This window comes from Sphingomonas sp. VDB2 (assembly GCF_047946695.1).
Lineage (GTDB): Bacteria > Pseudomonadota > Alphaproteobacteria > Sphingomonadales > Sphingomonadaceae > Sphingobium > Sphingobium bisphenolicum.
Window position 1 is genome coordinate 402937 of record NZ_CP159615.1, and the last position, 21096, is coordinate 424032.

Sequence of the window (21096 nt, forward strand, 5' to 3'; positions counted from 1 at the left end):
TCATTCAGATGGCAAGTCGAAAGCCGGATACCCGACTCTGGGTAGTTAGCGGTCGTCGCTCGGTGGGCACGTTTTTACAATCGTCACGCATACATGGTCTCCTCCGCAGGAGGCGCCCGTAGCCCAGACATTCGATTGATCGTTAACTGCGGTTGCCTCGGCTAGAAATCTCCATGACTGGAAAGCCCTAGCGATATATCCCGAAGCACGGCCAAAATGACGCTCTTTGGAAAGGAGTTGCGCCCAAGCGAGCATAGCGTGCTGCTCGTCAGCAGCGTACACCTGAAGGCTACTCGTTGTGCCGCGAAAATCTGAAACTACAGTGAAGAGATTATCGGCCATGCGATGATCTAATCCGTTTAGCGCCACGTCCGCAACGGGGCCATTGTTGCGGAATGATCTTAACCGCACTGCTTCTGCGATTGGGGTTCGTCTCCCCAAAAACCGCCAGTCAGCTAACCACCCCTCCCAGCCTCACATTCCACAAAAAAAGGCCGCCTCGCGGGCGGCCTTTCTCGTTCGTAGACTTCCCGATCGCTCAGCGGATCGGGGAATCCGGGGACAGGCGCATGTCGAGATAATTGTCGACCGACTTCATCAACTGGTCCAGCTCATGCTCGAAGAAATGGTTCGCGCCGCGAATTTCGTCGTGATGGATGGTGATGCCCTTTTGCGTGCGCAGCTTGTCGACCAGCTTCTGCACCGCGCTCGCGGTCACCACTTCGTCCGACGTGCCCTGCACGATGATGCCCGACGAGGGGCAGGGCGCGAGGAAGGAGAAGTCGTACATGTTGGCGGGCGGCGCGACCGAGATGAAGCCGCGGATTTCCGGGCGACGCATCAGCAATTGCATGCCGATCCAGGCGCCGAAGGAGAAGCCCGCGATCCAGGTGGTCTGCGCTTCGGGGTGGAAGCTCTGCACCCAGTCGAGCGCGGCGGCGGCATCGCTCAGTTCACCGATGCCATTGTCGAACGTGCCCTGGCTGCGGCCGACGCCGCGGAAGTTGAAGCGCAGCACGGCGAAGCCGCGCTTCACGAAGGTCTTGTAGAGCGCCTGGGTGATGCGGTCGTTCATCGTGCCGCCGCCCTGGGGATGCGGATGCAGGATCATGGCGACCGGCGCACGCGGGCGGGGCGGGGGGCTGAAGCGGCCTTCGAGGCGACCTTCGGGTCCGGGGAAAATGACGTCGGGCATGGCACCTGTTATCGTTCTGGGCCGTCCTGCCCGCATGGGCTGGCGGCGAATGGATGCGGATCGCACAGACGGTCGCATGGGCAAATGCTATTGCTGGCGCTGCGCGGCAGACCGCCTATATAGAAGCCGCCGCCATTTCCGCAATCAATGAGTAACGCCGCTTGGCCGCCGACCGCCTTTATCTCGATCATGCCGCTACCACGCCCATGCTGCCCGCCGCGCGCGACGCGATGATGGAGGCGATGGCGAACTGGGCCAACCCGTCCAGCCCCCATGCCGACGGCCGCGCCGCCCGCGCCCGGTTGGAGGATGCCCGGCGGCGCATCGCGGCGGCGCTGGACTGGAGCGGGCATGTGATCTTCACCTCCGGCGCGAGCGAGGCGATCGCGATCGGCCTGCTGCGCGCGAAGGGCGGGCGCATCGTCACATCGCCGGTCGAGCATGACGCGGTGCTGCGCGTGACGAAGGACGCGGCGCGGCTGGCGGTGGATGGGAATGGGATCGCTATATCCCCCCGTCATCCCAACGAAAGCTGGGATCTCCCTTCTTCTAGTGCGTCGGAAGAACAAAAGAGAGACGCCAGCCTTCGCTGGCATGACGGAAAACAGGGAAACCCGCCACTGCTCGCCATCCAACACGTCAACAACGAAACCGGCGTCATCCAGCCGCTCGACCGCATCGACCGCGACGGCGCGATCCTGTTCGCCGATTGCGCCCAGAGCGCGGGCAAGCTGCCCCTGCCGGACGCGGACATGATCGCGATCAGCGCGCACAAATTCGGCGGTCCGCCCGGCATTGGCGCGCTGCTGATCCGCGACCTGGCGCTGATCGAGCCGAGCGGCGGGCAGGAGCAGGGCTATCGCGCCGGCACCGAAAATCTGCCCGCGATCCTGGCCATGGTGGCGGCGCTGGAGGCGCGGGAGGACTGGCTGCCCCGCGCGACCGCCCTGCGCACGCGGCTGGACGCAGGGATAGAGGCGGCGGGCGGCGTCATCGTGGCGCGCGACGCGCCGCGCCTGCCCGCCATCGCCAGTTACCGGATGCCCGGCCTGTCGGCCCGCGCGCAACTGATCCAGTTCGACCTGGCGGGCATTTCCGTGTCCGCTGGCAGCGCCTGTTCCTCCGGCTCGCTCAAGACCAGCCATGTGCTGGGCGCGATGGGCTGGGACGAGGACGCCGCGGCTGAGGTCGTCCGCGTCAGCTTCGGCCCGCAAACATGCGACAGCGACATGGACAGGTTCCTCGCCATTTGGAAAAGCATGGCGGCCAAGGCTTTTGGGCGAGCAAGCCAATGATCTATCTCGATTATCAGGCCACGACACCGCTCGCGCCCGAAGCCTTCGATGCGATGGTGCCGTTGTTGCGCGACCAGTTCGCCAACCCGCACAGCGCGCATCGCCTGGGCCGCTTCGCCGCCGCGCAGGTGGAGGTGGCGCGGGACGAGATTGTCCGATTGCTCCCCCCCGGCGGCACGTTGCTGTTCACCTCCGGCGCGACCGAAGCGCTCAACATCGCGATCCAGGGCGCGCCGCCGGGCGGCATCGTGACCATCGCGACCGAACATGCCGCGGTGCTGGATACAGCCGAAGCGACGGCCCGGACCGGGCGGGATGTGACCGTGTTGCCGGTCGGACCGGACGGTGTCGTCGATCTGGAGGCCGCGGCCCGCGCCATCGGTCCAGCTGTCGCACTCGTCGTCGCGATGCTGGTGAATAACGAGATCGGCGTGATCCAGCCGGTCGCGGCGCTCGCCGACCTCGCGCACCGCGCGGGTGCGCTGTTCCTGTGCGATGCGGTGCAGGGCTATGGCCGCGTCCCCATTCCGTCCATCTGCGACATGGTCGCGATCAGCGCGCACAAGATCCATGGCCCCAAGGGCGTGGGCGCGCTCTGGCTGCGCGACGGTGTCCGGCCAGCGCCGCTGATCCATGGCGGCGGGCAGGAGGGTGGGCTGCGCTCCGGCACATTGTCGCCCGCCCTGTGCGCGGGATTCGGCGTCGCGGCGCGGCTGATGCGCGACCGGGCGGACAGCGACCGCGCCCATGTCGAAAGCCTCGCCGCGCTGGCCGCCAAGCTCTTTGCGGACTGGACGTTGAACGGCTCGCAAACGGCGCGCTATCCGGGCAATCTCAACCTGCGGCGCGACGGAATCGACGGCGCGCGGCTGTTGTCGGATTGCCGCAATGTTGCTTTTTCGCTCGGTAGCGCTTGCGCAAGCGGGTCCGGGCGGCCTAGCCATGTCCTGCGCGCGCTCGGGCTGACAGATGCACAGGCGCGCGGATCGGTGCGGATCGGCTTTGGCCGATACACGCGCCGGGAAGAGTTGGAGAGGGCGGCAGAGGCATTGCAGGAAGCGGCAGCCGCACAAGCGGCGCCGTAAAAGGGAGCGCACGCATTAGCATGACCAGGGTCACCTTCATCAGCGCCGACGGCGAGAGACGACAGGAGGTTGACGCGCCCGCGGGATCGGTGCTGCTCGATATCGCCCAGGCCGCCGGCCAGCCGCTGGAGGGCACATGCGAAGGGCAGATGGCCTGTTCCACCTGCCATGTCGTCGTCGATGCCGAAGATTTTGCGCGCCTGCCGCGCGCCAGCGAGGATGAAGAGGATATGCTCGACCTTGCCGCCGCCGCCACCCGGACCAGCCGCCTGTCCTGCCAGATCATCATTGACGACAAGATGGACCGGCTGACCGTCCGTATTCCCGGTGAATTCAACAATATGCAGGGCATGTAACCGTGAAGATTCTGACCGCTCTGGCAACGCTGGCCCTGCTGGCGGCGCCGTCGATCGCCGCCGACAGGAAGAAGGCGCCGGCCAGGCCGCCCGGACCCACCGGCCGGCTCGATTCGCTGCTGCCGGCTGCGCCGCGCTATCTGGTGCCGCAATCGGCGCTCGCCTCGGTGCGCAACCCGGCGGAGATCGAGAAGGAGACCGGCGGCCGCCTCGGTGTCGCGCTGGTTGATCGGAGTGGCGCGCTGCTGCTGGGCTTCAACCGCGACGAGCGGTTCGCCATGTGCTCGACCTTCAAGGCGCCGTTGGCCGCCGCCGTGCTGATCGGCGCGGAAGGGGGCAAGTTCGGGCTGGAAGGCGAAATCCCGTTCAGCGGCGACGACATCCTCGATTACGCCCCGGTGGTGAAGAAGAACAAGAAGCGCGGCCGCATGAGCATGGGTGAACTGGCCCAGGCCGCGGTCGAGGTGAGCGACAACAGCGCCGCCAACCTGCTGCTGCCGATGCTGGGCGGGCCGGAGGGGCTGACCGCCTTCATGCGCGCCCATGGCGACGCCGTGACCCGGCTCGACCGCACCGAACCGACGCTCAATGAAAATGCGGAGGGTGATCCGCGCGACACCACCACGCCGGCCGCCATGGCCGGGCTGATGGGTCGGCTCTTCTTCCGCGACATGCAGCCGACGAGCGTCGACAAGCTGCGCACCTGGTTCAACGCCAGCAGCACCGGCGACAAGCGGATCAAGGCGGGCCTGCCCGCGGGATGGACATCGGGCAGCAAGACCGGGACATGCGGCACCGCTTATAATGACGTGGCGCTGGTGAAGGCGCCCAATGGCGACGAATATGTCCTGGCCATCTATCTCGACCGGCCAACGGTGGACGCGAAGAAGGCCGAGGCCGCGATCGCCGAAACCGCGCGCGCCGCGCTCGATTTCGTGGGCAAGGCGCAGAAGAGCGGGCTGGAGTAGCCAAAAATCATCCGTTCGCTTCGAGCGAAGTCGAGAAGCGCGCAGGAAAGATTTCTCGACTTCGCTCGAAACGAACGGAGACGGGATTGTGCCCTTGCCATCCCGGTCCCCTTTCGCCATATGCCGCGCCGGGAGTCGGGCGGACGTGATCGTCGCGAACCTGGTCAGGTCCTGACGGAAGCAGCCACAGTGATTTCGTCACGGGTCGTTCCGGCTCCCACCCTCCACCTTCATCCAGCTTCGACAATAGCCACCCGAACGGCTAGACGATGACTATGTCCGATTCCCCGCAGCCCTATCGCGTCCTGGCGCGCAAATATCGACCGCGCAGTTTCGGTGAACTGATCGGGCAGGATGCGATGGTCCAGACGCTGGGCAATGCGATCAAGCGCGGCCGGCTGGCCCACGCCTTCCTGATGACCGGCGTGCGCGGGGTAGGGAAGACCTCCACCGCGCGGCTGATCGCCAAGGCGCTCAACTGTATCGGCCCGGACGGGCAGGGCGGCCCGACCATCGACCCCTGCGGCGTCTGCGAACCCTGCGTCGCCATTGCCGAGGGTCGGCATATCGACGTGGTCGAAATGGACGCCGCCAGCCATACCGGCGTGGACGATGTGCGCGAGATTATCGAGGCGGTGCGCTATGCCGCCGTGTCGGCGCGCTACAAAATCTACATCATCGACGAAGTCCATATGCTCTCCAAAAACGCCTTCAACGCGCTGTTGAAGACGCTGGAGGAGCCGCCCGCCCATGTGAAATTCCTGTTCGCCACGACCGAGGTGAACAAGGTGCCGGTGACGGTGCTGTCGCGCTGCCAGCGCTTCGACCTGCGCCGCATCCCTGCCGAACTGCTCGCCGCCCATTTCGCCCATGTGGTGGAAGCCGAAAGCGTCGCCGCCGAACCCGATGCGCTGGCGCTGATCGCGCAGGCGGCCGAAGGCTCCGCGCGCGATGGCCTCTCGATCCTCGATCAGGCGATCGCCCATGCGGAAATGGGGCCAGATGGCGAGAACGGTGGTGCGCCGCTGGTCACGGCGGTTCAGGTGCGCGACATGTTGGGCCTGTCCGATCGCGGATCGGTGCGCCGCTTGCTGGGTTTGCTGCTGGAAGGCGATACGGGCGCGTTGCTGGGCGCGGTGCGCGACCAATATGCGCTGGGCGTCGAGCCGCTTGCGCTGATGCGCGGCCTGATGGAGCTGGTCCATGCCGTGACCCTGGCGAAGGCCGGTCGCGACATCGCCAGCCCCGGCCAGTCGGCCGAAGAGCGGGAAGCGCTGGCCGACTGGGCCGCGCAACTGGGCTTCGCGCCGCTCCATCGCCTGTGGCAATTGCTGCTCAAGGGGCATGACGAGGTGGCCAGCGCCGTCCTGCCGATCGAAAGCTGCGAAATGGCGCTGCTGCGCGTCATGCACGCCGCCACCATGCCCGATCCGGGCGAACTGGCGCGGATGCTGCGGGAGGGGGCGCCCGCCATGGTTGCGCCTGCTTCCGGTGGAACGCCTGCCGCGCCGTCCTCCGCGCCCGCCGCGCGGCTGCCCGCTACGATGCAGGAAATCGTCGCGCTGATCGACCGGCAGAAGCCGTTGCTGGCCAATCATCTCAATGATTGCGCCGCGCTCGTTTCGCTCAGCCCGCCCGATATCGCCATTCGCCTGACCCATGCGTGGACGCATGGCGACTTCAAGCGCGACCTGGAGCAGGCGCTGAACGCCGCGACATCCGGCACGCGCTGGATCGTGACGCTGGCGGAGAGCGGCGGCGAGCAGACGCTGCTGGAGCAGGAGCAGGCGGTGAAGGCCGCTGCGCGCGCCGATATATTGGAAACCCCGGTGGTCAAGGCGGCGATCGCCGCCTTCCCCGAAGCGGAGTTGGTCGAGACCGACCGGCCCGAACAATGGAGTGCAGGACAATGAAGGACTTGAACGAAATCCTCGGCATGGCGAGCCGTGTTCAGGAAGAATTGCAGCGTGCGCAGGACAATCTCGACAAGCTGGAGGTCGAGGGCGCGGCCGGCGGCGGGCTGGTCAGGGTGCGCGCCTCGGCCAAGGGGCGCATCCTGGGCGTATCGATCGACGACACGCTGCTCGCGCCGTCGGAAAAGCCGATATTGGAAGACCTTATCACCGCTGCGTTCAACGATGCGCGCAAGAAGGCGGACGAGATTAGCAATGCCGAAATGGGCAAGATGACCGCGGGCCTGCCGCTGCCCCCCGGCTTCAAACTGCCCTTTTGATGACGGCTTGGCTGGGCGGCGATGGATCGATCACCTGACGTTCATCGTTTCGTCATTATGACAGCTCGCAATTGATTGCTGCGACGGGCATCCCCATAAAGGCGATGAACCGTAGGAGAGGGCCGCTTCTTTCGGCCCCGGAGACTGAATGACTGTGCAATATCCCCTTCTGCCGCTGCGCGACATCGTCGTCTTCCCGCAGATGATCGTCCCGCTGTTCGTCGGTCGCGACAAGAGCGTCGCTGCGCTCGAAGCGGCGATGGAAGGCTCGAAGGAAATCTTCCTCGTGTCGCAGCTCGACCCGGCGGAGGATGATCCGGGCCGGGATTCGCTCTACGACACCGGCGTCGTCGCGATTGTGCTGCAACTGCTCAAGCTGCCCGACGGCACCGTCCGCGTGCTGGTGGAGGGCAAGCATCGCGCCCAGCTCGAATCGATGGAGGCGCGCGACACCTATCTCGTCGCCAATGTCGACGATGTCGAAGAGATCGTGGCGGAAGGCCCCGAAGCCTCCGCGCTGATGCGCTCGGTCGCCGAGCAGTTTGAAAATTACGCCAAGCTCAACAAGAAGCTGCCGGCCGAAACCCCGGTCCAGTTGCGCGAGATCGAGGATGCCGGTCGTCTGGCCGACGCCGTGTCGGCTAACATCAACGTCAAGGTGTCCGACAAGCAGTCGCTGCTGGTCGAGGCCGATCCCGTCAAGCGCCTCGAAATGGTCTTCGCCTTCATGGAAGGCGAATTGGGCGTGTTGCAGGTCGAAAAGAAGATCCGCGGTCGCGTGAAGCGCCAGATGGAAAAGACCCAGCGCGAATATTATCTCAACGAGCAGCTCAAGGCGATTCAGCGCGAACTGGGCAATGGCGAGGGTGAGGAAGGCGATGAACTCGCCGAACTGACCGAGAAGATCGCCAAGACCAAGCTGTCCAAGGAAGCACGGTCGAAGGCCACGGCGGAACTGAAGAAGCTCAAGGGCATGCAGCCCATGTCGGCCGAAGCGACCGTCGTGCGCAACTATCTGGACGTGCTGCTCGGCCTGCCCTGGGGCAAGAAGGGCAAGGTCAAGAATGACCTCAAGAAAGCGCAGGATATCCTCGATGAGGATCATTTCGCGCTGGAGAAGGTCAAGGACCGGATCATCGAATATCTGGCCGTGCAGGCGCGCACCAACAAGCTGAAGGGGCCGATCCTGTGCCTCGTCGGCCCGCCGGGCGTCGGCAAGACGTCGCTGGGTCGCTCGATCGCCAAGGCGACCGGGCGCGAGTTCGTGCGCCAGTCGCTGGGCGGCGTGCGCGACGAGGCTGAAATTCGCGGCCACCGCCGCACCTATATCGGCTCGCTGCCGGGCAAGATCGTCACCAACCTCAAGAAAGCGGGGACGATGAACCCGCTCTTCCTGCTGGATGAGATCGACAAGCTGGGTCAGGATTTCCGGGGCGATCCGGCATCGGCGCTGCTGGAGGTGCTGGACCCGGAACAGAATAGCAAGTTTCAGGATCATTATCTGGAGATCGACGTCGATCTTTCGGACATCATGTTCGTGACGACCGCCAACTCGCTGAATTTGCCGCAGCCTTTGCTCGACCGCATGGAGATCATCCGGCTGGAAGGCTATACCGAGGACGAGAAGGTCGAGATCGCCCAGCGCCATCTGGTCGCCAAGCAGATCGACGCCCATGGCCTCAAGGGCGACGAGTTCGTGGTGACGGAAGATGCCGTCCGCGACCTCATCCGCTATTATACCCGCGAGGCTGGCGTCCGCACGCTGGAGCGCGAGATTGCGCGCCTCGCCCGCAAGGCGCTGCGCAAGATCCTGGAAGGCGCCTATGACAAGGTCGTCATCACGCCCGACAATCTGGCCGATTATGCCGGTGTGCGGAAATTCCGCCACGGCGTGGGCGAGGAAGAGGATCAGATCGGCGCGGTGACGGGCCTGGCCTGGACCGAGGTTGGCGGCGAGCTGCTGACGATCGAGGCGGTGACCGTGCCCGGCAAGGGCATGATCAAGACCACCGGCAAGCTCGGCGAGGTCATGAACGAATCGATCCAGGCGGCCTTTTCTTATGTCCGGGCGCGCTCGCCCGGCTATGGCATCAAGCCCAGCGTCTTCAACCGCAAGGACATCCATATCCATCTGCCCGAAGGCGCAGTGCCCAAAGATGGTCCGTCTGCGGGCATCGGCATGGTGACCTGCATCGTGTCCACGCTGACCGGCATCCCCGTCCACAAGGACGTGGCGATGACCGGCGAGGTCACGTTGCGCGGGCGGGTGCTGCCGATCGGCGGCCTCAAGGAGAAGCTGCTGGCCGCGCTGCGCGGCGGCATCAAGACGGTGCTGATCCCGCAGGAAAACGAGAAGGACCTGGCGGAAATTCCGGCCAACATCCGCGACGGTCTGGAAATCGTGCCGGTCAGCCATGTGGACGAGGTGCTGGCGCGTGCGCTGGCGTCGGTTCCCGAAGCGATCGCCTGGACCGAAGAGGACGACCTCGCCGCCCAGCCGAGCAATGCGCCCGGCCGCGACAGCGATCCCGCGCTGCGGCATTAAGCCAAACCGAAACCGGCGGTTTGCCGTCGGTTTCGGCATATTTCGCGCAGGCGGGCGCAAATTTCGATCGCAGCGAAGGACTTTGTCGCTTTCCCTTTGACAGGCGCAGAAATCCGCGCCTTATTGCGCCGCCTACGCCGCGATTCCTAAATCAACCAACAGCACAAGGGGGTTCCCAAGGCATGAACAAGCAGGATTTGATCAGCGCAGTCGCTGAAAGCAGCGGCCTCAGCAAGAATGACGCGACGAAGGCTGTAGAAGGCGTGTTCGACGCCATCACCGGCGCTCTGAAGAAGGGCGACGAAGTGCGCCTCGTCGGCTTCGGCACCTTCTCGGTTTCGCAGCGCAAGGCTTCGACCGGCCGTAACCCGCGCACCGGCGAAACCATGACCATCAAGGCTTCGGCGCAGCCGAAGTTCAAGGCCGGCAAGGGCCTGAAGGATTCGGTCAACTGACGGATGGGGCGCCTGCCATTGGCGGGCGCCCACCGTTTGACGACCTACCGGCATCGCGGCCGGAAAGTTTTTCAGGAGAGTGATGCGGCGACAGGAAGTTGATCTTCCGCGACGCAGATGCCGAAAGGCGAAGGGGATGAAGAGGCGCCATGCCTTTTCGGCCCCTTCTTTTTGCCCGATCGGCCTCGACCCGCCCGCCTGCCGGCGATAGGAAGGCGGCATGACGGGACGCGCGGGCAGGCACATCTGGATCATTTGCGGGTTCGCGACGCTCTCCGCTTGCGCCGGCGGCGACTATCGTCCGGTGCGCGATACGCCGGTCCGGATCGGCCCGCCCTACAAGGTGCGCGGCGCCACCTATGTCCCGGCGGCGGACCCCGGCTATGACATGTTGGGCTATGCGAGCTGGTATGGTTCGGAATCGGGCAATCGCACCGCCAATGGCGAACGCTTTCGCGCCAAATGGATCACCGCCGCGCACACCAGCCTGCCGCTGCCCAGCTATGTCGAGGTGACCGCGCTCGATACCGGCCGGACCATCCTGGTTCGCGTCAACGATCGCGGCCCCTTCGCCGGGCGCAGGCGGGTGATCGACCTGTCGCGCGGCGCGGCCGAGCAATTGGGCATCCGCGCCCAGGGTCATGCCGCGGTGCGCGTGCGGTTCGTCGATCCGCCGGAAAAGGACAGGGAACGACTGCGCAAGGGGAAGCCCGCGTCGGATCGCCCAAAGGTGCCGGAACGGACGCTCGTCAATCTCCGGGCGCAATTGCAGGCGGCTGTGCCGCCACCATGATTGTGGCGCCATGACCGTGGCGCAGGAGAAGGCGGTGCGCCGCATCGCCTCCAACCATCCGGTCGCCGACGCTATTCTGCGGCGCTGGTCGCAACTGGGCCTGCCCGACGCCTGGCTGTCGGGCAGCCTTCTGGCCCAGGCCTGGTGGAACGCCTGTTTCCATCTGCCGCCGCTGCATGGCATCGCCGACGCGGACATCATCTATCATGACGCCGCCGACCTGTCGGAAGCGGGCGAGGCCGCGGCCGCGGCGCATGTGGCGCAATTGTTCGCCGATCTGCCGGTCCGTTTCGACGTCAAGAATCAGGCGCGCGTCCACCTCTGGTATCCCGACCGCTTCGGCATCGTGATTCCGCCTTACCGTTCGGCGTTGCAGGCGACCACGACCTATCCGGCCACCGTGTCCGCGGTGGCCATCAGCGACGTCGCCCTGTCCGCGCCTTTCGGCCTGGACGATTTTCTGGCGCCCGTCGTGCGAGCCAATGCGACGCTGATCGACCGGTCGGTATATGAAGCCAAGACGCAGCGCTGGGCCGCTTGCTGGCCCGATCTGGCGATCCTGCCATGGAGCGCGGCAGTCCGTCATTCGCACCTGCAATGACGGCATAATCGCGATCATCCGGCATCGGGTGCATTTGTCTGCTTGACGGCCGGTAATGGGCCGCATATGTGGCCAACTCTCGCGGGCCGGAAGGCCCTGTGGCGATCGTAGCTCAGTTGGTTAGAGCGCCGGTTTGTGGTACCGGAGGTCGCGGGTTCGGATCCCGTCGATCGCCCCATTTTCTGATTTTCCCCTGATCCGAGGGGATCGTCTCGCGCCGGGACGGTCATGCCTTTCCTATCATCGGATACGCAAAAGCGGTTCCCACTTGTCCGCGCGATGCTCTATAGCGCCCCCATGACCGATGCGCGCGACAAGGGGCTGACCCTTAATCCCAAATATGACGATCATGGCCTGATCACCGCTGTCGTGACCGACGCGGCCGACGGTGAAGTGCTGATGGTCGCGCATATGAATGCGCAGGCGCTGGCGCTGACGGTCGAAACCGGCCTCGCCCATTTCTGGTCGCGCAGCCGCCAGGCGCTGTGGAAGAAGGGCGAGACGTCCGGCCATATGCTGGAGGTGCGCGACATCCGCATCGATTGCGATCAGGACGCGGTCTGGGTGAAAGCGGTCCCGGCCGGCCCGACCTGCCACACCGGCGCGCGGTCCTGCTTTTTCCGTCGGGTCGGGCCGGATGGCCTGACGCCCGTCGATCTTGCGGCTGATCCATCCATCGATGCCGCGGGCTAGCCTCGCGCTTCTTCTCCTGCTGGCGGCGTGCCAGCGCGCGCCGACGGCCGCCGACGCCGCCGCATCGGATGCTGGTGGTGCGCCGGCGTCCGGGCTGGAACGGGCCGCTATCGAAAGCGGGGCGATCACCGATACGGGCAAGACGTCGCCCGTCGGCCTCTACCAGCGCAGCCATGAAGCCGGGCGCGACCTGCTCTGCGTCATGCCGGCCAAGGATGCGGCCTTCCGCTTCGGCTTGCAGGCCAATTTCGGCGAGGAGCAGAGCTGTCGCGGGCAGGGTATGGCACGCCGCGCGGGCGACAAGCTGATCCTCAGCTTCAAGGGCGGCGACCGCTGCATCGTGGTCGCCCAATATGATGGCGACCAGGTGGCGCTGCCGGGCGTGGTCGACATGGCCTGTGCGGACCTGTGCGAGGGCCGCGGCACGCTGGAGGGAGTCAGCTTCCCCCGCATCGCCAATGACGCCGCCAGCGCGCTGCGCGCCCGCGACAGCGACGGCAAGGCGCTCTGCGAGGGCTAGCGGCCTTGGAGCGATTTCTAATCCGATGGAATCATCTGATGACTCGGACATCGCGTAAATCCAATAATCTGGAGCGGCTGGTCCGATGCAATCGGACCGCGAACCGCTCTAGTGGCCGATATAACGCCCCGGCCGGTGATTGACGATCAGCACCGCATTGATGGCGGCGGCGGACAGGATCGACAGGCCGAACCGCTCGACGCTCAGGATCGGCAAAGACGCCAGCAGGATCGCGATGTCGCACAGCATCTGGGTACGCCCCGCATTCCAGCCGCGCGACCGTTGCAGGATCAATGCGACGACGCCCACGCCGCCCACGCCCGCGCCATGGCGGGCGATCGCCAATATGCCGAAGCCGATGATCGACCCGCCGAACAGGGCGGCGAAGAAGGGGCTGATTCGCGCGATGTGCAGCGCCGCCGGCATGGCCAGCCCCACGCCCATGATCGCGACATTGGCGAATAGCGTCTTCAACCCGAACGCCACCCCCATCGCCCGGCCCGCGAAGAGAAAGAAGGGAATGTTGATGAGCAGGAACAGGAGCGCAGGCGACCAGTGGAGCAGATAGGATAGCAGCAGCGCGATCCCCGCCATCCCGCCGGTCACCAGATTGGCGGCCTTCAGCATCATCAGCCCCAGCGCGATGAAGGCGCAGCCGATGGCGATGGCATAGCCGTCCTCGGCCAGACTGTGGGGACGGGGAGAAGGGGCAGTGATGGTCATGTGGGCAAGGTTCCTGGGATCATGCCCGGCCATCCTCTTGCCCATTTTCCGGCGTCATATGTGCTTATGCGCTGCTGATAGCGGGACGGCGCGTCCCGTTCAACCGCCGGTATCGACCTGCGCCGGCCCGAAGGCGTCGATCGCCTGGAACAATCGGATCAGCGCCTCGCGCTCCTCCGCGCCGATTTCCGGCCGCCACATCTCGAACAGCAGCACGACGCGCGTCTCCGCGCTGCGGTTCCACGCCTCATGCTCGACGCTGTCGTCGAAGATCAGCATTTCGCCCCGGCGCCAGTTGCGCGTCTCCGCGCCCACGCGCAGCGCGCAATCGGGTGGCGTCAGCAGCGGCAGGTGGCAGATCAGCCGGGTGTTGAGCAGGCCATGATGCGGCTGGATATGGGTGCCGGGCTTGAGCAGCGACCATAATGCCATCGGCGATCGGCCTGCGATCACCGGCATGGGCGCCAGCGCCAGTGCCTCCATCACCGCGGGGCAGCGCTGCGCATTTTCCGCGACCGGCGCGCCGCCCTGCCAGAAATAGAGCGCGCCCCAACTGGGATCGTCGCGCAGCGGATTGTTGGGCGCAGGGCGATCGGCGGCGGTCTGGACATAGGGAGCGAAATCCGCCTCCTGCGCGCGCACGGCGTGCAGCTCCGCGACGATCGCATCGGTCATCGCCTCCATCGGCGCGGCCCAGTCGAACTCGTCCCGTTCGTAGAAGGCGCGCTGGGGCAGGCCGGGGAAATAGAACATGCTGGGCTGTTGCAGAAACAGGTCGCGCTTGCCCAGCAGCAGGTCGGTGGCGTGGGCGATCCGGGGCAGCGGCGGCAGGTCGGCAATCGCGGCGGTCAGATGATCCTCGAACCGCTGGCTCGACCGGGCGACGCTGGCCTGCGCCTGTTGCAACAGCGGCTGGAGCTGCGGCGGCGCGCCGGTCGCGGCCGCCTGCGCCAGCGCCGCGCGGAACCAGCTTATCGATCCGCGCTCGTCGTCGCGCCGCAGCGCATTCTGCCCCATGGCGAGCAGTGCCGGCAGGTTGCGCATGTCGCTGTCCAGGATGCGCCGCAGCGCCGCCGCTTCGCCATCCAGGTCGCCGCTGCGGTTGCAGGCCTGCGCCAGCAGCATCGCGGGCGGATCGCCCATCTCGCGCAGCGTCGCCAATGCACCATCGGCATCGCCGCGGCGCAGGGCGGCCACCGCCGCCTCCTGCAGTCTCGTCTCTCTCGCCGGATCATTCATGCCACTGCCATATCCGGCGGCGATGCGGCGCGAAAGCGGCTTATTCGGCGGCGGCGGGGATCAGGCCCGGTCCGCGCCGTTCCAGCACGATCGCCAGCAGGAAGACGGCGAGGCCGCCCAGCGCCAGCGCGGCGCCGATCCAGCCAGTCGAAACAAGACCATAGCCTGCCGCGATCGACAGACCGCCCAGCCAGGGGCCGATCGCATTGGCGACGTTGAAGGCGCTGTGGTGCAGCGCGGCGGCCAGTGTCTGCGCGTCGCCCGACACGTCCATCAGCCGCGCCTGCAACGGCGTGCCCAGCCCCCCGCCAATGCCGATCAGGAAGACGATCAGGCTGAGCGTCCAGATATTGCCGGCCATCAGCGGGAACAGCGCCAGCGACGCGGCGCTCCATAGCAGCACTCCGATGACGGTGCGGTTGCGCGCCTTGTCCGCCAGCCAGGCCACCGCCAGATTGCCCAGCGTCATGCCGATGCCGAAGATTGCCAGGATGAACGGAACATAGGTTTCCGACACATGGGTGACTTCCATCATGGTCGAGGCGACATAGGTATAGACGGCGAACAGGCCGCCGAAACCGATCGCGCCGGTCAGCAGGGTCAGCCATACCTGCCCCTTGCCCAGCGCCGTCAACTCGCGCATTGGGCTGGCCTTTGCGTCGCCCGCGTCGCGCGGGGCGTAGAGCGCCACCAGCGTCATCGTCGCCACGGCCAGCGCCGCCACGACGAAGAAGCCGGAGCGCCAGCCCAGCGCCTGCCCCATCCAGTTGGCGACCGGCACGCCGATCACCGTGGCCACGGTCAGGCCCGACATGACCTTGGCGATCGCCAGCGTGCGCTGTTCGATCGGCACCAGATTGGCGGCCACCAGCGCCGCGACGCCGAAATAGGCGCCATGCGGCACGCCGCTCAGGAACCGGAACAGCAGCATCCAATGATAGCTGGGCGACAGGGCGGACAAGCCGTTGGCGAGCGCGAACATCGCCATCAGGCCGATCAGCAGCGTGCGCCGCGGCAGGCGCGCGCCCAGGGCGGCGATGACCGGCGCGCCCGCGACCACGCCCAGGGCATAGGCGCTGATCGCATGGCCGGCGGTCGGCAGGTCGATGCCCAGATCCCGCGCGAAGAAAGGCAGCAGGCTCATGGCCGCAAATTCGGTGGTCCCGATCGCGAACGCGCCGACCGCCAGGGCGAACAGGACGAGCGCGGGGGGCGCCTTATGGGGAAGCGCGGTCTGGAAAGGGGCGCCCATGGCAAGCTCCATGCTGCAATGCAAAATTATACGGAAGTCGCGCAGATGGGCTTCATGACAGCGCTGGTCAACCCTGCATTCGTATGAGTTTTCTGCACCTGCGTCATCACGCGGTGCAATCGTTGCCGAGCGCGCGCAAGGCGCTCGCGCGCGGCGTCGGATCGTCTATAGGCTTGGCGCATGGACAGAAACGGCGGACAGGATACGGGCAGGGTGGCGCTGATGGGGGCGGGGGCGGTGCTGGCGTCGCTCATCTCGGTCAATTTCGGCGCGGCCTTCGCCAAGACGGTATTTCCGCTCCTCGGTGCGGCGGGCGTCTCGGCGCTACGCATCAGCCTGGCGGCAGCCCTGCTATGGCTGATCCGACGTCCATGGCGACGGCGCGTGCCAGCGGGTGCGGGCTGGTGGCTGGCCGGCTATGGCGCGACGCTGGGGCTGATGAACCTGTGCATCTATCTGGCGTTCGCGCGTATCCCGCTGGGCGTGGCCATCGCGATCGAGGTGGCGGGGCCGCTGGCGGTCGTGCTGTTCGGGTCGCGGCGGCCGCGCGATTTCTGCTGGCTGGCGGCGGCGGTGGCCGGCCTGCTGCTGTTGCTGCCGCTGCGCAGCGACGCCCCGCTCGATCCGGTCGGCGTCGCCTTCGCCTGCGCGGCCGGCCTGTGCTGGGCACTCTATATCGTGGCGGGCAAGCGGGTGTCGGGCGCGGTCGGCGGGGATGCCGTCGCCTGGGGGATGCTGGCCGCGGCGATCCTCGTCCTGCCGCTGGGCGTCGCCCATGCAGGCGCGGCGCTGCTATCGCCCGGCGTCCTGCTCGTCGGGCTGGTCATCGCCATCCTGTCGAGCGCCCTGCCCTATTCGCTGGAGATGGAAGCGATGCGGCGCCTGCCCGCCCATGTCTTCGGCCTGCTGGTCAGCGCGTCGCCGGCCGTCGGGGCGCTGGCCGGTTTTATCGTGCTGGGCGAGCGGCTGACGCCGCTTCAGTGGATTGCGATCGCGTGCATCATGGCCGCGTCGGCCGGCAGCGCGCTGACCGCGGGCCACAAGCCCGCAATCGAGGATGCGCCGCAATAAGCGGATGGCCTACCCGCTCACCTGCGCCTGGCTGACGTCCAGCATCTTGCCGTCGGTAATCACCACCATGTCGCCAACCTTTGTGACGCCAAAGAGCTTCTTGGCGAATGCGACAGGTACGCCGATGCAGCCATGGGTGCCCCGGCCCCATTGCACGTCGCTGCCGTGGATGAAGACGCCGTCGCTGGTCAGCCGCTGCGCGAAGGGCATGGGCGCATTGTCATAGGTGCGCGAAAAATAGTCGGCATGTTTCGCCATGATCGGGAAAGCGCCCTTGGGGCTGGGTTTGTCGGTCGCGCCATAGAGGATCACCGCCGCGCCGATCTCATAGCCCGCGCGGAACACCGACAGGGTCTGCGCGCGCAGGTCGACGGTGATGATGACGGGGCCGGTCGCCGGCGCGCCCTGTTCGTCCCAGGCATAGTCGCCATGGCGGAACGGCCCGTCGATTTTGAGCACGCGCTTGACCCGCAACGCGCCCGGATCGACCGCCATGCCCTGGTCGCTGCGCCGCTCGATCGGCTTGGCGGGGGCAGGGGCAGGGACGGAGGGAGGGGAGGGTGTAGCGGCGGGCGCGGCCGCCGTTTCGGACGACGCATGGCCTTCCAGCGCCGGCCGATCGATCGATGCGAACACAACCAGGCCGGTCAACGCCACTATCCCGCCGATCGCCAGCTTCGGCCCGACCTGTTTCAGGAAACCCGCCATCTCTATCCTCATGCCTCCATGCCCGGCCAGCATAGGCGCCAAAGGTTAATCCTAGCCTTCCCGGGCCACTTCCGCCGCTGCGATCGCGGTCAGATTGAGGATGCCGCGCGACGTGACGCCGGGCGTCAGCACATGGATCGGCTTGCTCAGGCCCATCAGCATCGGCCCGACCGTGGGCGAACTGGATGACGCCGACAGCGCGGTCAGCGTGATGTTCGCCGCGTCGAGGTTCGGCATCACCAGCAGGTTGGCCGGCCCCTCGAACCGCGAATCCGGGATCAGCCGTTCGCGCAGCGCCTGGCTGAGCGCCGCGTCGGCATGCATTTCGCCGTCCACCGCCAGTTCGGGCGCAGCGTCGCGCACGATCTTGAACGCTTTGCGCATCTTGCGCGCGCTGTCGGTGTGCGACGCGCCGAAATTGGAGTGGGACAGCAAAGCCGCGCGCGGCGTCAGCCCGAAATGCTGGATCTCGGTCGCCGCCAGCAGCGTCATTTCGGCGATCTGCTCGGGCGTCGGGTCCGGCACCATATGGGTGTCGGTGATGAACAGCGCGCCTGCGTCCAGGATCAGGCCCGACAGCGCATAGACGCGGCTGTGGCCCGGCGTGCGATCGATGATGCGCAGCACATGCTCGACCTGGCCCCAATATTCGGACCGTCCGCCGACCAGCGCGGCGTCGACCCGTCCGGTCCGCAGCAGCATCGCAGCGGTGATGGTCGGGCGGCGATAGACATGGCGCAATATCTCGTCGGCTGGCACGCCCCGGCGCGACGCGACCGTGCGATAGGCTTCGACCAGTTCGCCCATCACCAGATGGTCGGTCTCCGGATCGATCACCTCGACATCGCGGTCCAGGTCGAAGCTCAGCCCCAGTTCGGGCAGCTTCTGCGCCAGGATACGGCGACGCGCGACGATGGTCGGGCGGACGATGCCTTCGTCCAGCGCATCACGGATGGCGCGCAGCACGCGATCGTCCTCGCCCTCGCCATAGGCGATGCGGCATTCGGTGCCGCGCGCGGCTTCGAACACCGGCAGCATCAACTGGCCCGACCGCGCGCTCTGGCGCGACAGGCTGCGCCGATAGTCGTCCAGGTCCAGCGTCTTCTTCGCAACGCCGCTGTCCATCGCCGCCCGCGCGACGGCGACAGCGATCTCGCCGATCAGGCGCGGATCGAAAGGCGTGGGAATGATATAGTCCGGCCCGAACACCAGCCTGCGCCCGCCATAGGCCTGCGCGACGCTGTCATGCGCGGGCATCCGGGCGAGCGCCGCAATGGCGTCGGCGGCGGCGACCTTCATCGCCTCGTTGATCTGCGTCGCGCCGCAATCCAGCGCGCCGCGGAAGATATAGGGGAAGCACAGAACATTGTTGACCTGATTGGGATAGTCGGACCGGCCCGTCGCGATGATCGCGTCCGGCCGCACTTCGCGCGCGGCCTCCGGGCGAATTTCCGGCTCCGGATTGGCGAGCGCGAAGATCAGCGGATTGGGGGCCATCAGCGGCAGCCATTCGGGCTTCAGCACGCCGGGCGCCGACAGGCCCAGGAACAGGTTGGCGCCCGGCAGCACATCGGGCAGGGTGCGCGCATTGGTGGTGCGGGCATAGCGCGCCATATTGGGCAACATACCCTCGCGCCCCGCATGGATCACGCCATCCTTGTCGGTCATGGTGACGTTTTCGATCGGCAGGCCCATCGACACCAGCAGGTCGACACAGGCCAGCGCCGCTGCACCCGCGCCCGACGTCACAAGCTTCGCGTCGGCCAGCGTCTTGCCCTGCAGCACCAGCGCGTTGCGCACGGCGGCCGCGACGACGATGGCGGTGCCATGCTGGTCGTCATGGAAGACCGGAATGTTCATCCGTTCCTTCAGGCGACGCTCGATCTCGAAGCACTCAGGCGCCTTGATGTCTTCCAGGTTGATGCCGCCGAAAGTCGGCTCCATCAGCGCCACCGCTTCGACGAACTTGTCCGCGTCGGTCGTGTCGATTTCGATGTCGAACACGTCGATATCGGCGAATTTCTTGAAGAGGACGGCCTTGCCCTCCATCACCGGCTTCGACGCCAGCGCGCCGATCGCGCCCAGCCCCAGAACCGCCGTGCCGTTGGAGATGACGGCGACCAGGTTGCCGCGCGCGGTATAGTCCATCGCCTTGTCGGGATCGGCCGCGATCTCCACGCAGGGCGCGGCGACGCCGGGCGAATAGGCCAGCGCCAGGTCGCGCTGGTTCACCATGCGCTTGGTCGGCTCTATGCGGAGCTTACCGGGCTGGGGATAGCGATGATAGTCGAGGGCGGCGCGGCGGGTGTTATCGTCCATGCGATGGGCCTTAGTGACTGCGTTTCGTCAGGGCAACCCAATGCGGTCCCAGGGCGGCTTCGGGACATAAAGTGTAACAAGAAAATCGATGAACGCGGTGATCGCGGCAGGCGGATTCTGCTGTGGCAGTTGCACGGCGAACAGGCTGACATCGGTCGACCCCTCATAATCCGGCAGGATTTGCCGAACATCGCCGCGGTCGAGCGCGGCGCTGATATCCCATAGCGATCGCAGCGCGATGCCGCCGCCCGCCAGCGCCAGTTCGCGCACCAGTTCGCTGCTGTTGGTGCGGACATGGCTGCGCCCCTCGACCGCTACCGGCCCCTTCGGCCCGACCAGTCGCCAGGGCATCTGTCCTTCGGCGGCCAGCAGGCGATGGTTTTTCAGGTCCGCGATCGTCTCCGGCACGTCGAACCGCTCCAGATAGGCGGGCGCGGCGCACAGGATGCGGCGGTTGGCGGCGAGCTGGCGCGCGGTCAGGCCCGGACCAGGATCGGCGGTGATGCGGATGGCGAGGTCCGCGCGGCTCTCGATCAGGTCGCTGAAATCGTCCGACAGGTCGATGCTCAACTCCACCTTCGGATGCGCGTCGATGAAGCGCGGAAGATAGGGCGCCAGATGCATTCGCCCGAAGGATGTCGGCGCGGTGATGCGCAGCGGCCCGCTCGCCACCGCCGACGCACCCGACACGCGCCGCTCCGCCTCGTCCAGCGCTGCCAATATGCCGCGCAGGTCGGCATGGAGCCGCTCGCCCGCCGGCGTCAGCGCCAGCCGCCGCGTGGTGCGATGCACCAGCTTGGCACCCAGCCGCTCCTCCAGCCGCGCCAGCCGCTTGGACATCATCGCGGGCGAGATATGCAGCCGTCGCCCGGCCGCCGCCAGCCCGCCCTCATCCACCACGCATACGAACAGTTCATGATCGGGGTCCATCATATTCGTTCACCAAAGGAATGACTGTCTTCGTATAATAGCGTCTACACGGCATAATGGGAATCGGCTATCGCTATCGCAACAGTCGTCCTTTCCGCCTGCGCGGGAAGGATGA

The 21096-nt window shown here is 66.3% G+C and carries 20 protein-coding genes, 1 tRNA gene and 1 other RNA gene; 15 read left to right on the forward strand and 7 right to left on the reverse strand.

The genetic code is table 11. The features are described from left to right. Positions 1-538: 538 nt before the first annotated feature. The gene (locus tag ABT375_RS01955) at positions 539-1195 is read right to left on the reverse strand and encodes an alpha/beta hydrolase (protein WP_155186460.1); all 657 of its coding nucleotides are present in this window, start codon (positions 1193-1195) and stop codon (positions 539-541) included. A 161-nt stretch (positions 1196-1356) separates the two neighbouring features. Here ABT375_RS01955 and ABT375_RS01960 point away from each other — a divergent pair, with 161 nt between their 5' ends. From ABT375_RS01960 to ABT375_RS02025, 14 genes are all read left to right on the forward strand, one after another. Then, positions 1357-2490, forward strand: a complete 1134-nt coding sequence (locus ABT375_RS01960) for a cysteine desulfurase family protein (RefSeq protein ID WP_416463924.1) — start codon at positions 1357-1359, stop codon at positions 2488-2490. After that, entirely contained in the window at positions 2487-3575 is a 1089-nt protein-coding gene (locus ABT375_RS01965; protein ID WP_416463925.1) for a cysteine desulfurase family protein, read from the forward strand. Before ABT375_RS01960 ends, ABT375_RS01965 begins: the two co-directional genes overlap by 4 nt. Positions 3576-3595: 20 nt before the next feature. Continuing rightward, entirely contained in the window at positions 3596-3931 is a 336-nt protein-coding gene (locus ABT375_RS01970) for a 2Fe-2S iron-sulfur cluster-binding protein (RefSeq protein WP_066603001.1), read from the forward strand. A 2-nt stretch (positions 3932-3933) separates the two neighbouring features. Next, the gene (gene blaSGM / locus ABT375_RS01975; protein WP_416463926.1) at positions 3934-4899 is read left to right on the forward strand and encodes an SGM family class A beta-lactamase; all 966 of its coding nucleotides are present in this window, start codon (positions 3934-3936) and stop codon (positions 4897-4899) included. Positions 4900-5026: 127 nt separating this feature from the next. Continuing rightward, positions 5027-5124, forward strand: an RNA gene (gene ffs, locus ABT375_RS01980) — signal recognition particle sRNA small type. Positions 5125-5174: 50 nt separating this feature from the next. Beyond that, positions 5175-6812, forward strand: a complete 1638-nt coding sequence (locus ABT375_RS01985; protein WP_416463927.1) for a DNA polymerase III subunit gamma/tau — start codon at positions 5175-5177, stop codon at positions 6810-6812. Then, positions 6809-7132 carry a YbaB/EbfC family nucleoid-associated protein gene (locus ABT375_RS01990; protein ID WP_416463928.1) on the forward strand — a complete coding sequence of 108 codons (324 nt, stop codon included), beginning with the start codon at positions 6809-6811 and terminating at the stop codon, positions 7130-7132. The genes ABT375_RS01985 and ABT375_RS01990 overlap by 4 nt, the downstream gene beginning before the upstream one ends. Positions 7133-7280: 148 nt before the next feature. After that, a complete protein-coding gene (lon, locus tag ABT375_RS01995; RefSeq protein ID WP_416463929.1) occupies positions 7281-9677 on the forward strand; it encodes an endopeptidase La in 2397 nt (798 codons plus the stop codon). Between the two features lie 182 nt (positions 9678-9859). Then, positions 9860-10132 (forward strand): HU family DNA-binding protein, encoded by a 273-nt coding sequence (locus ABT375_RS02000; protein ID WP_024019962.1) that lies wholly within the window; start codon positions 9860-9862, stop codon positions 10130-10132. Between the two features lie 220 nt (positions 10133-10352). Further along, positions 10353-10925: a septal ring lytic transglycosylase RlpA family protein gene (locus ABT375_RS02005; RefSeq protein ID WP_416463930.1), complete on the forward strand. Its 573-nt coding sequence runs from the start codon at positions 10353-10355 to the stop codon at positions 10923-10925. A gap of 10 nt (positions 10926-10935) precedes the next feature. Further along, a complete protein-coding gene (locus ABT375_RS02010; RefSeq protein ID WP_416463931.1) occupies positions 10936-11526 on the forward strand; it encodes a nucleotidyltransferase family protein in 591 nt (196 codons plus the stop codon). Between the two features lie 101 nt (positions 11527-11627). Further along, positions 11628-11704 (forward strand) — tRNA-His (locus ABT375_RS02015). A 119-nt stretch (positions 11705-11823) separates the two neighbouring features. Further along, positions 11824-12219 carry a phosphoribosyl-AMP cyclohydrolase gene (gene hisI, locus ABT375_RS02020; protein ID WP_224550091.1) on the forward strand — a complete coding sequence of 132 codons (396 nt, stop codon included), beginning with the start codon at positions 11824-11826 and terminating at the stop codon, positions 12217-12219. After that, positions 12206-12739, forward strand: coding sequence for a hypothetical protein (locus ABT375_RS02025; RefSeq protein WP_416463932.1), 534 nt, complete (start codon positions 12206-12208; stop codon positions 12737-12739). The genes hisI and ABT375_RS02025 overlap by 14 nt, the downstream gene beginning before the upstream one ends. A gap of 108 nt (positions 12740-12847) precedes the next feature. On the opposite strand, the gene ABT375_RS02030 is transcribed toward ABT375_RS02025, so the two are convergent. The 3 genes from ABT375_RS02030 to ABT375_RS02040 form a co-directional block, all read right to left on the reverse strand. After that, positions 12848-13462: a YitT family protein gene (locus ABT375_RS02030; protein WP_066602978.1), complete on the reverse strand. Its 615-nt coding sequence runs from the start codon at positions 13460-13462 to the stop codon at positions 12848-12850. A 99-nt stretch (positions 13463-13561) separates the two neighbouring features. Then, on the reverse strand, positions 13562-14701 hold the full coding sequence (locus ABT375_RS02035) for an aspartyl/asparaginyl beta-hydroxylase domain-containing protein (protein ID WP_416463933.1): 1140 nt from the start codon (positions 14699-14701) through the stop codon (positions 13562-13564). Positions 14702-14741: 40 nt separating this feature from the next. Continuing rightward, a complete protein-coding gene (locus ABT375_RS02040) occupies positions 14742-15965 on the reverse strand; it encodes an MFS transporter (protein WP_411974029.1) in 1224 nt (407 codons plus the stop codon). Positions 15966-16133: 168 nt separating this feature from the next. Here ABT375_RS02040 and ABT375_RS02045 point away from each other — a divergent pair, with 168 nt between their 5' ends. After that, positions 16134-17024, forward strand: coding sequence for an EamA family transporter (locus ABT375_RS02045; protein ID WP_416463934.1), 891 nt, complete (start codon positions 16134-16136; stop codon positions 17022-17024). Positions 17025-17033: 9 nt separating this feature from the next. On the opposite strand, the gene ABT375_RS02050 is transcribed toward ABT375_RS02045, so the two are convergent. The 3 genes from ABT375_RS02050 to ABT375_RS02060 are packed head-to-tail and all read right to left on the reverse strand — an operon-like array spanning position 17034 to position 20984. Beyond that, positions 17034-17744: a L,D-transpeptidase family protein gene (locus ABT375_RS02050; RefSeq protein ID WP_408021493.1), complete on the reverse strand. Its 711-nt coding sequence runs from the start codon at positions 17742-17744 to the stop codon at positions 17034-17036. A gap of 39 nt (positions 17745-17783) precedes the next feature. After that, positions 17784-20051 (reverse strand): NADP-dependent malic enzyme, encoded by a 2268-nt coding sequence (locus tag ABT375_RS02055; protein WP_416463935.1) that lies wholly within the window; start codon positions 20049-20051, stop codon positions 17784-17786. A 27-nt stretch (positions 20052-20078) separates the two neighbouring features. Beyond that, the gene (locus ABT375_RS02060; RefSeq protein ID WP_224550097.1) at positions 20079-20984 is read right to left on the reverse strand and encodes a LysR family transcriptional regulator; all 906 of its coding nucleotides are present in this window, start codon (positions 20982-20984) and stop codon (positions 20079-20081) included. Between the last annotated feature and the right edge of the window lie 112 nt (positions 20985-21096).

Excerpts from the sequence above, each read along its gene's own strand:
- ABT375_RS01955 (WP_155186460.1), bottom strand. The coding sequence starts at position 1,195 with ATGCCCGACGTCATTTTCCCCGGACCCGAAGGTCGCCTCGAAGGCCGC.
- ABT375_RS01970 (WP_066603001.1), top strand. The coding sequence starts at position 3,596 with ATGACCAGGGTCACCTTCATCAGCGCCGACGGCGAGAGACGACAGGAG.
- lon (WP_416463929.1), top strand. The coding sequence starts at position 7,281 with ATGACTGTGCAATATCCCCTTCTGCCGCTGCGCGACATCGTCGTCTTC.
- ABT375_RS02060 (WP_224550097.1), bottom strand. The coding sequence starts at position 20,984 with ATGATGGACCCCGATCATGAACTGTTCGTATGCGTGGTGGATGAGGGC.
- ABT375_RS02005 (WP_416463930.1), top strand. The coding sequence starts at position 10,353 with ATGACGGGACGCGCGGGCAGGCACATCTGGATCATTTGCGGGTTCGCG.
- ABT375_RS02035 (WP_416463933.1), bottom strand. The coding sequence starts at position 14,701 with ATGAATGATCCGGCGAGAGAGACGAGACTGCAGGAGGCGGCGGTGGCC.
- ABT375_RS02040 (WP_411974029.1), bottom strand. The coding sequence starts at position 15,965 with ATGGAGCTTGCCATGGGCGCCCCTTTCCAGACCGCGCTTCCCCATAAG.
- ABT375_RS02010 (WP_416463931.1), top strand. The coding sequence starts at position 10,936 with ATGACCGTGGCGCAGGAGAAGGCGGTGCGCCGCATCGCCTCCAACCAT.
- hisI (WP_224550091.1), top strand. The coding sequence starts at position 11,824 with ATGACCGATGCGCGCGACAAGGGGCTGACCCTTAATCCCAAATATGAC.
- ABT375_RS02055 (WP_416463935.1), bottom strand. The coding sequence starts at position 20,051 with ATGGACGATAACACCCGCCGCGCCGCCCTCGACTATCATCGCTATCCC.
- ABT375_RS01985 (WP_416463927.1), top strand. The coding sequence starts at position 5,175 with ATGTCCGATTCCCCGCAGCCCTATCGCGTCCTGGCGCGCAAATATCGA.
- ABT375_RS02000 (WP_024019962.1), top strand. The coding sequence starts at position 9,860 with ATGAACAAGCAGGATTTGATCAGCGCAGTCGCTGAAAGCAGCGGCCTC.
- ABT375_RS01990 (WP_416463928.1), top strand. The coding sequence starts at position 6,809 with ATGAAGGACTTGAACGAAATCCTCGGCATGGCGAGCCGTGTTCAGGAA.
- ABT375_RS02025 (WP_416463932.1), top strand. The coding sequence starts at position 12,206 with ATGCCGCGGGCTAGCCTCGCGCTTCTTCTCCTGCTGGCGGCGTGCCAG.
- ABT375_RS02050 (WP_408021493.1), bottom strand. The coding sequence starts at position 17,744 with ATGAGGATAGAGATGGCGGGTTTCCTGAAACAGGTCGGGCCGAAGCTG.
- ABT375_RS01965 (WP_416463925.1), top strand. The coding sequence starts at position 2,487 with ATGATCTATCTCGATTATCAGGCCACGACACCGCTCGCGCCCGAAGCC.
- ABT375_RS02030 (WP_066602978.1), bottom strand. The coding sequence starts at position 13,462 with ATGACCATCACTGCCCCTTCTCCCCGTCCCCACAGTCTGGCCGAGGAC.
- ABT375_RS02045 (WP_416463934.1), top strand. The coding sequence starts at position 16,134 with ATGGACAGAAACGGCGGACAGGATACGGGCAGGGTGGCGCTGATGGGG.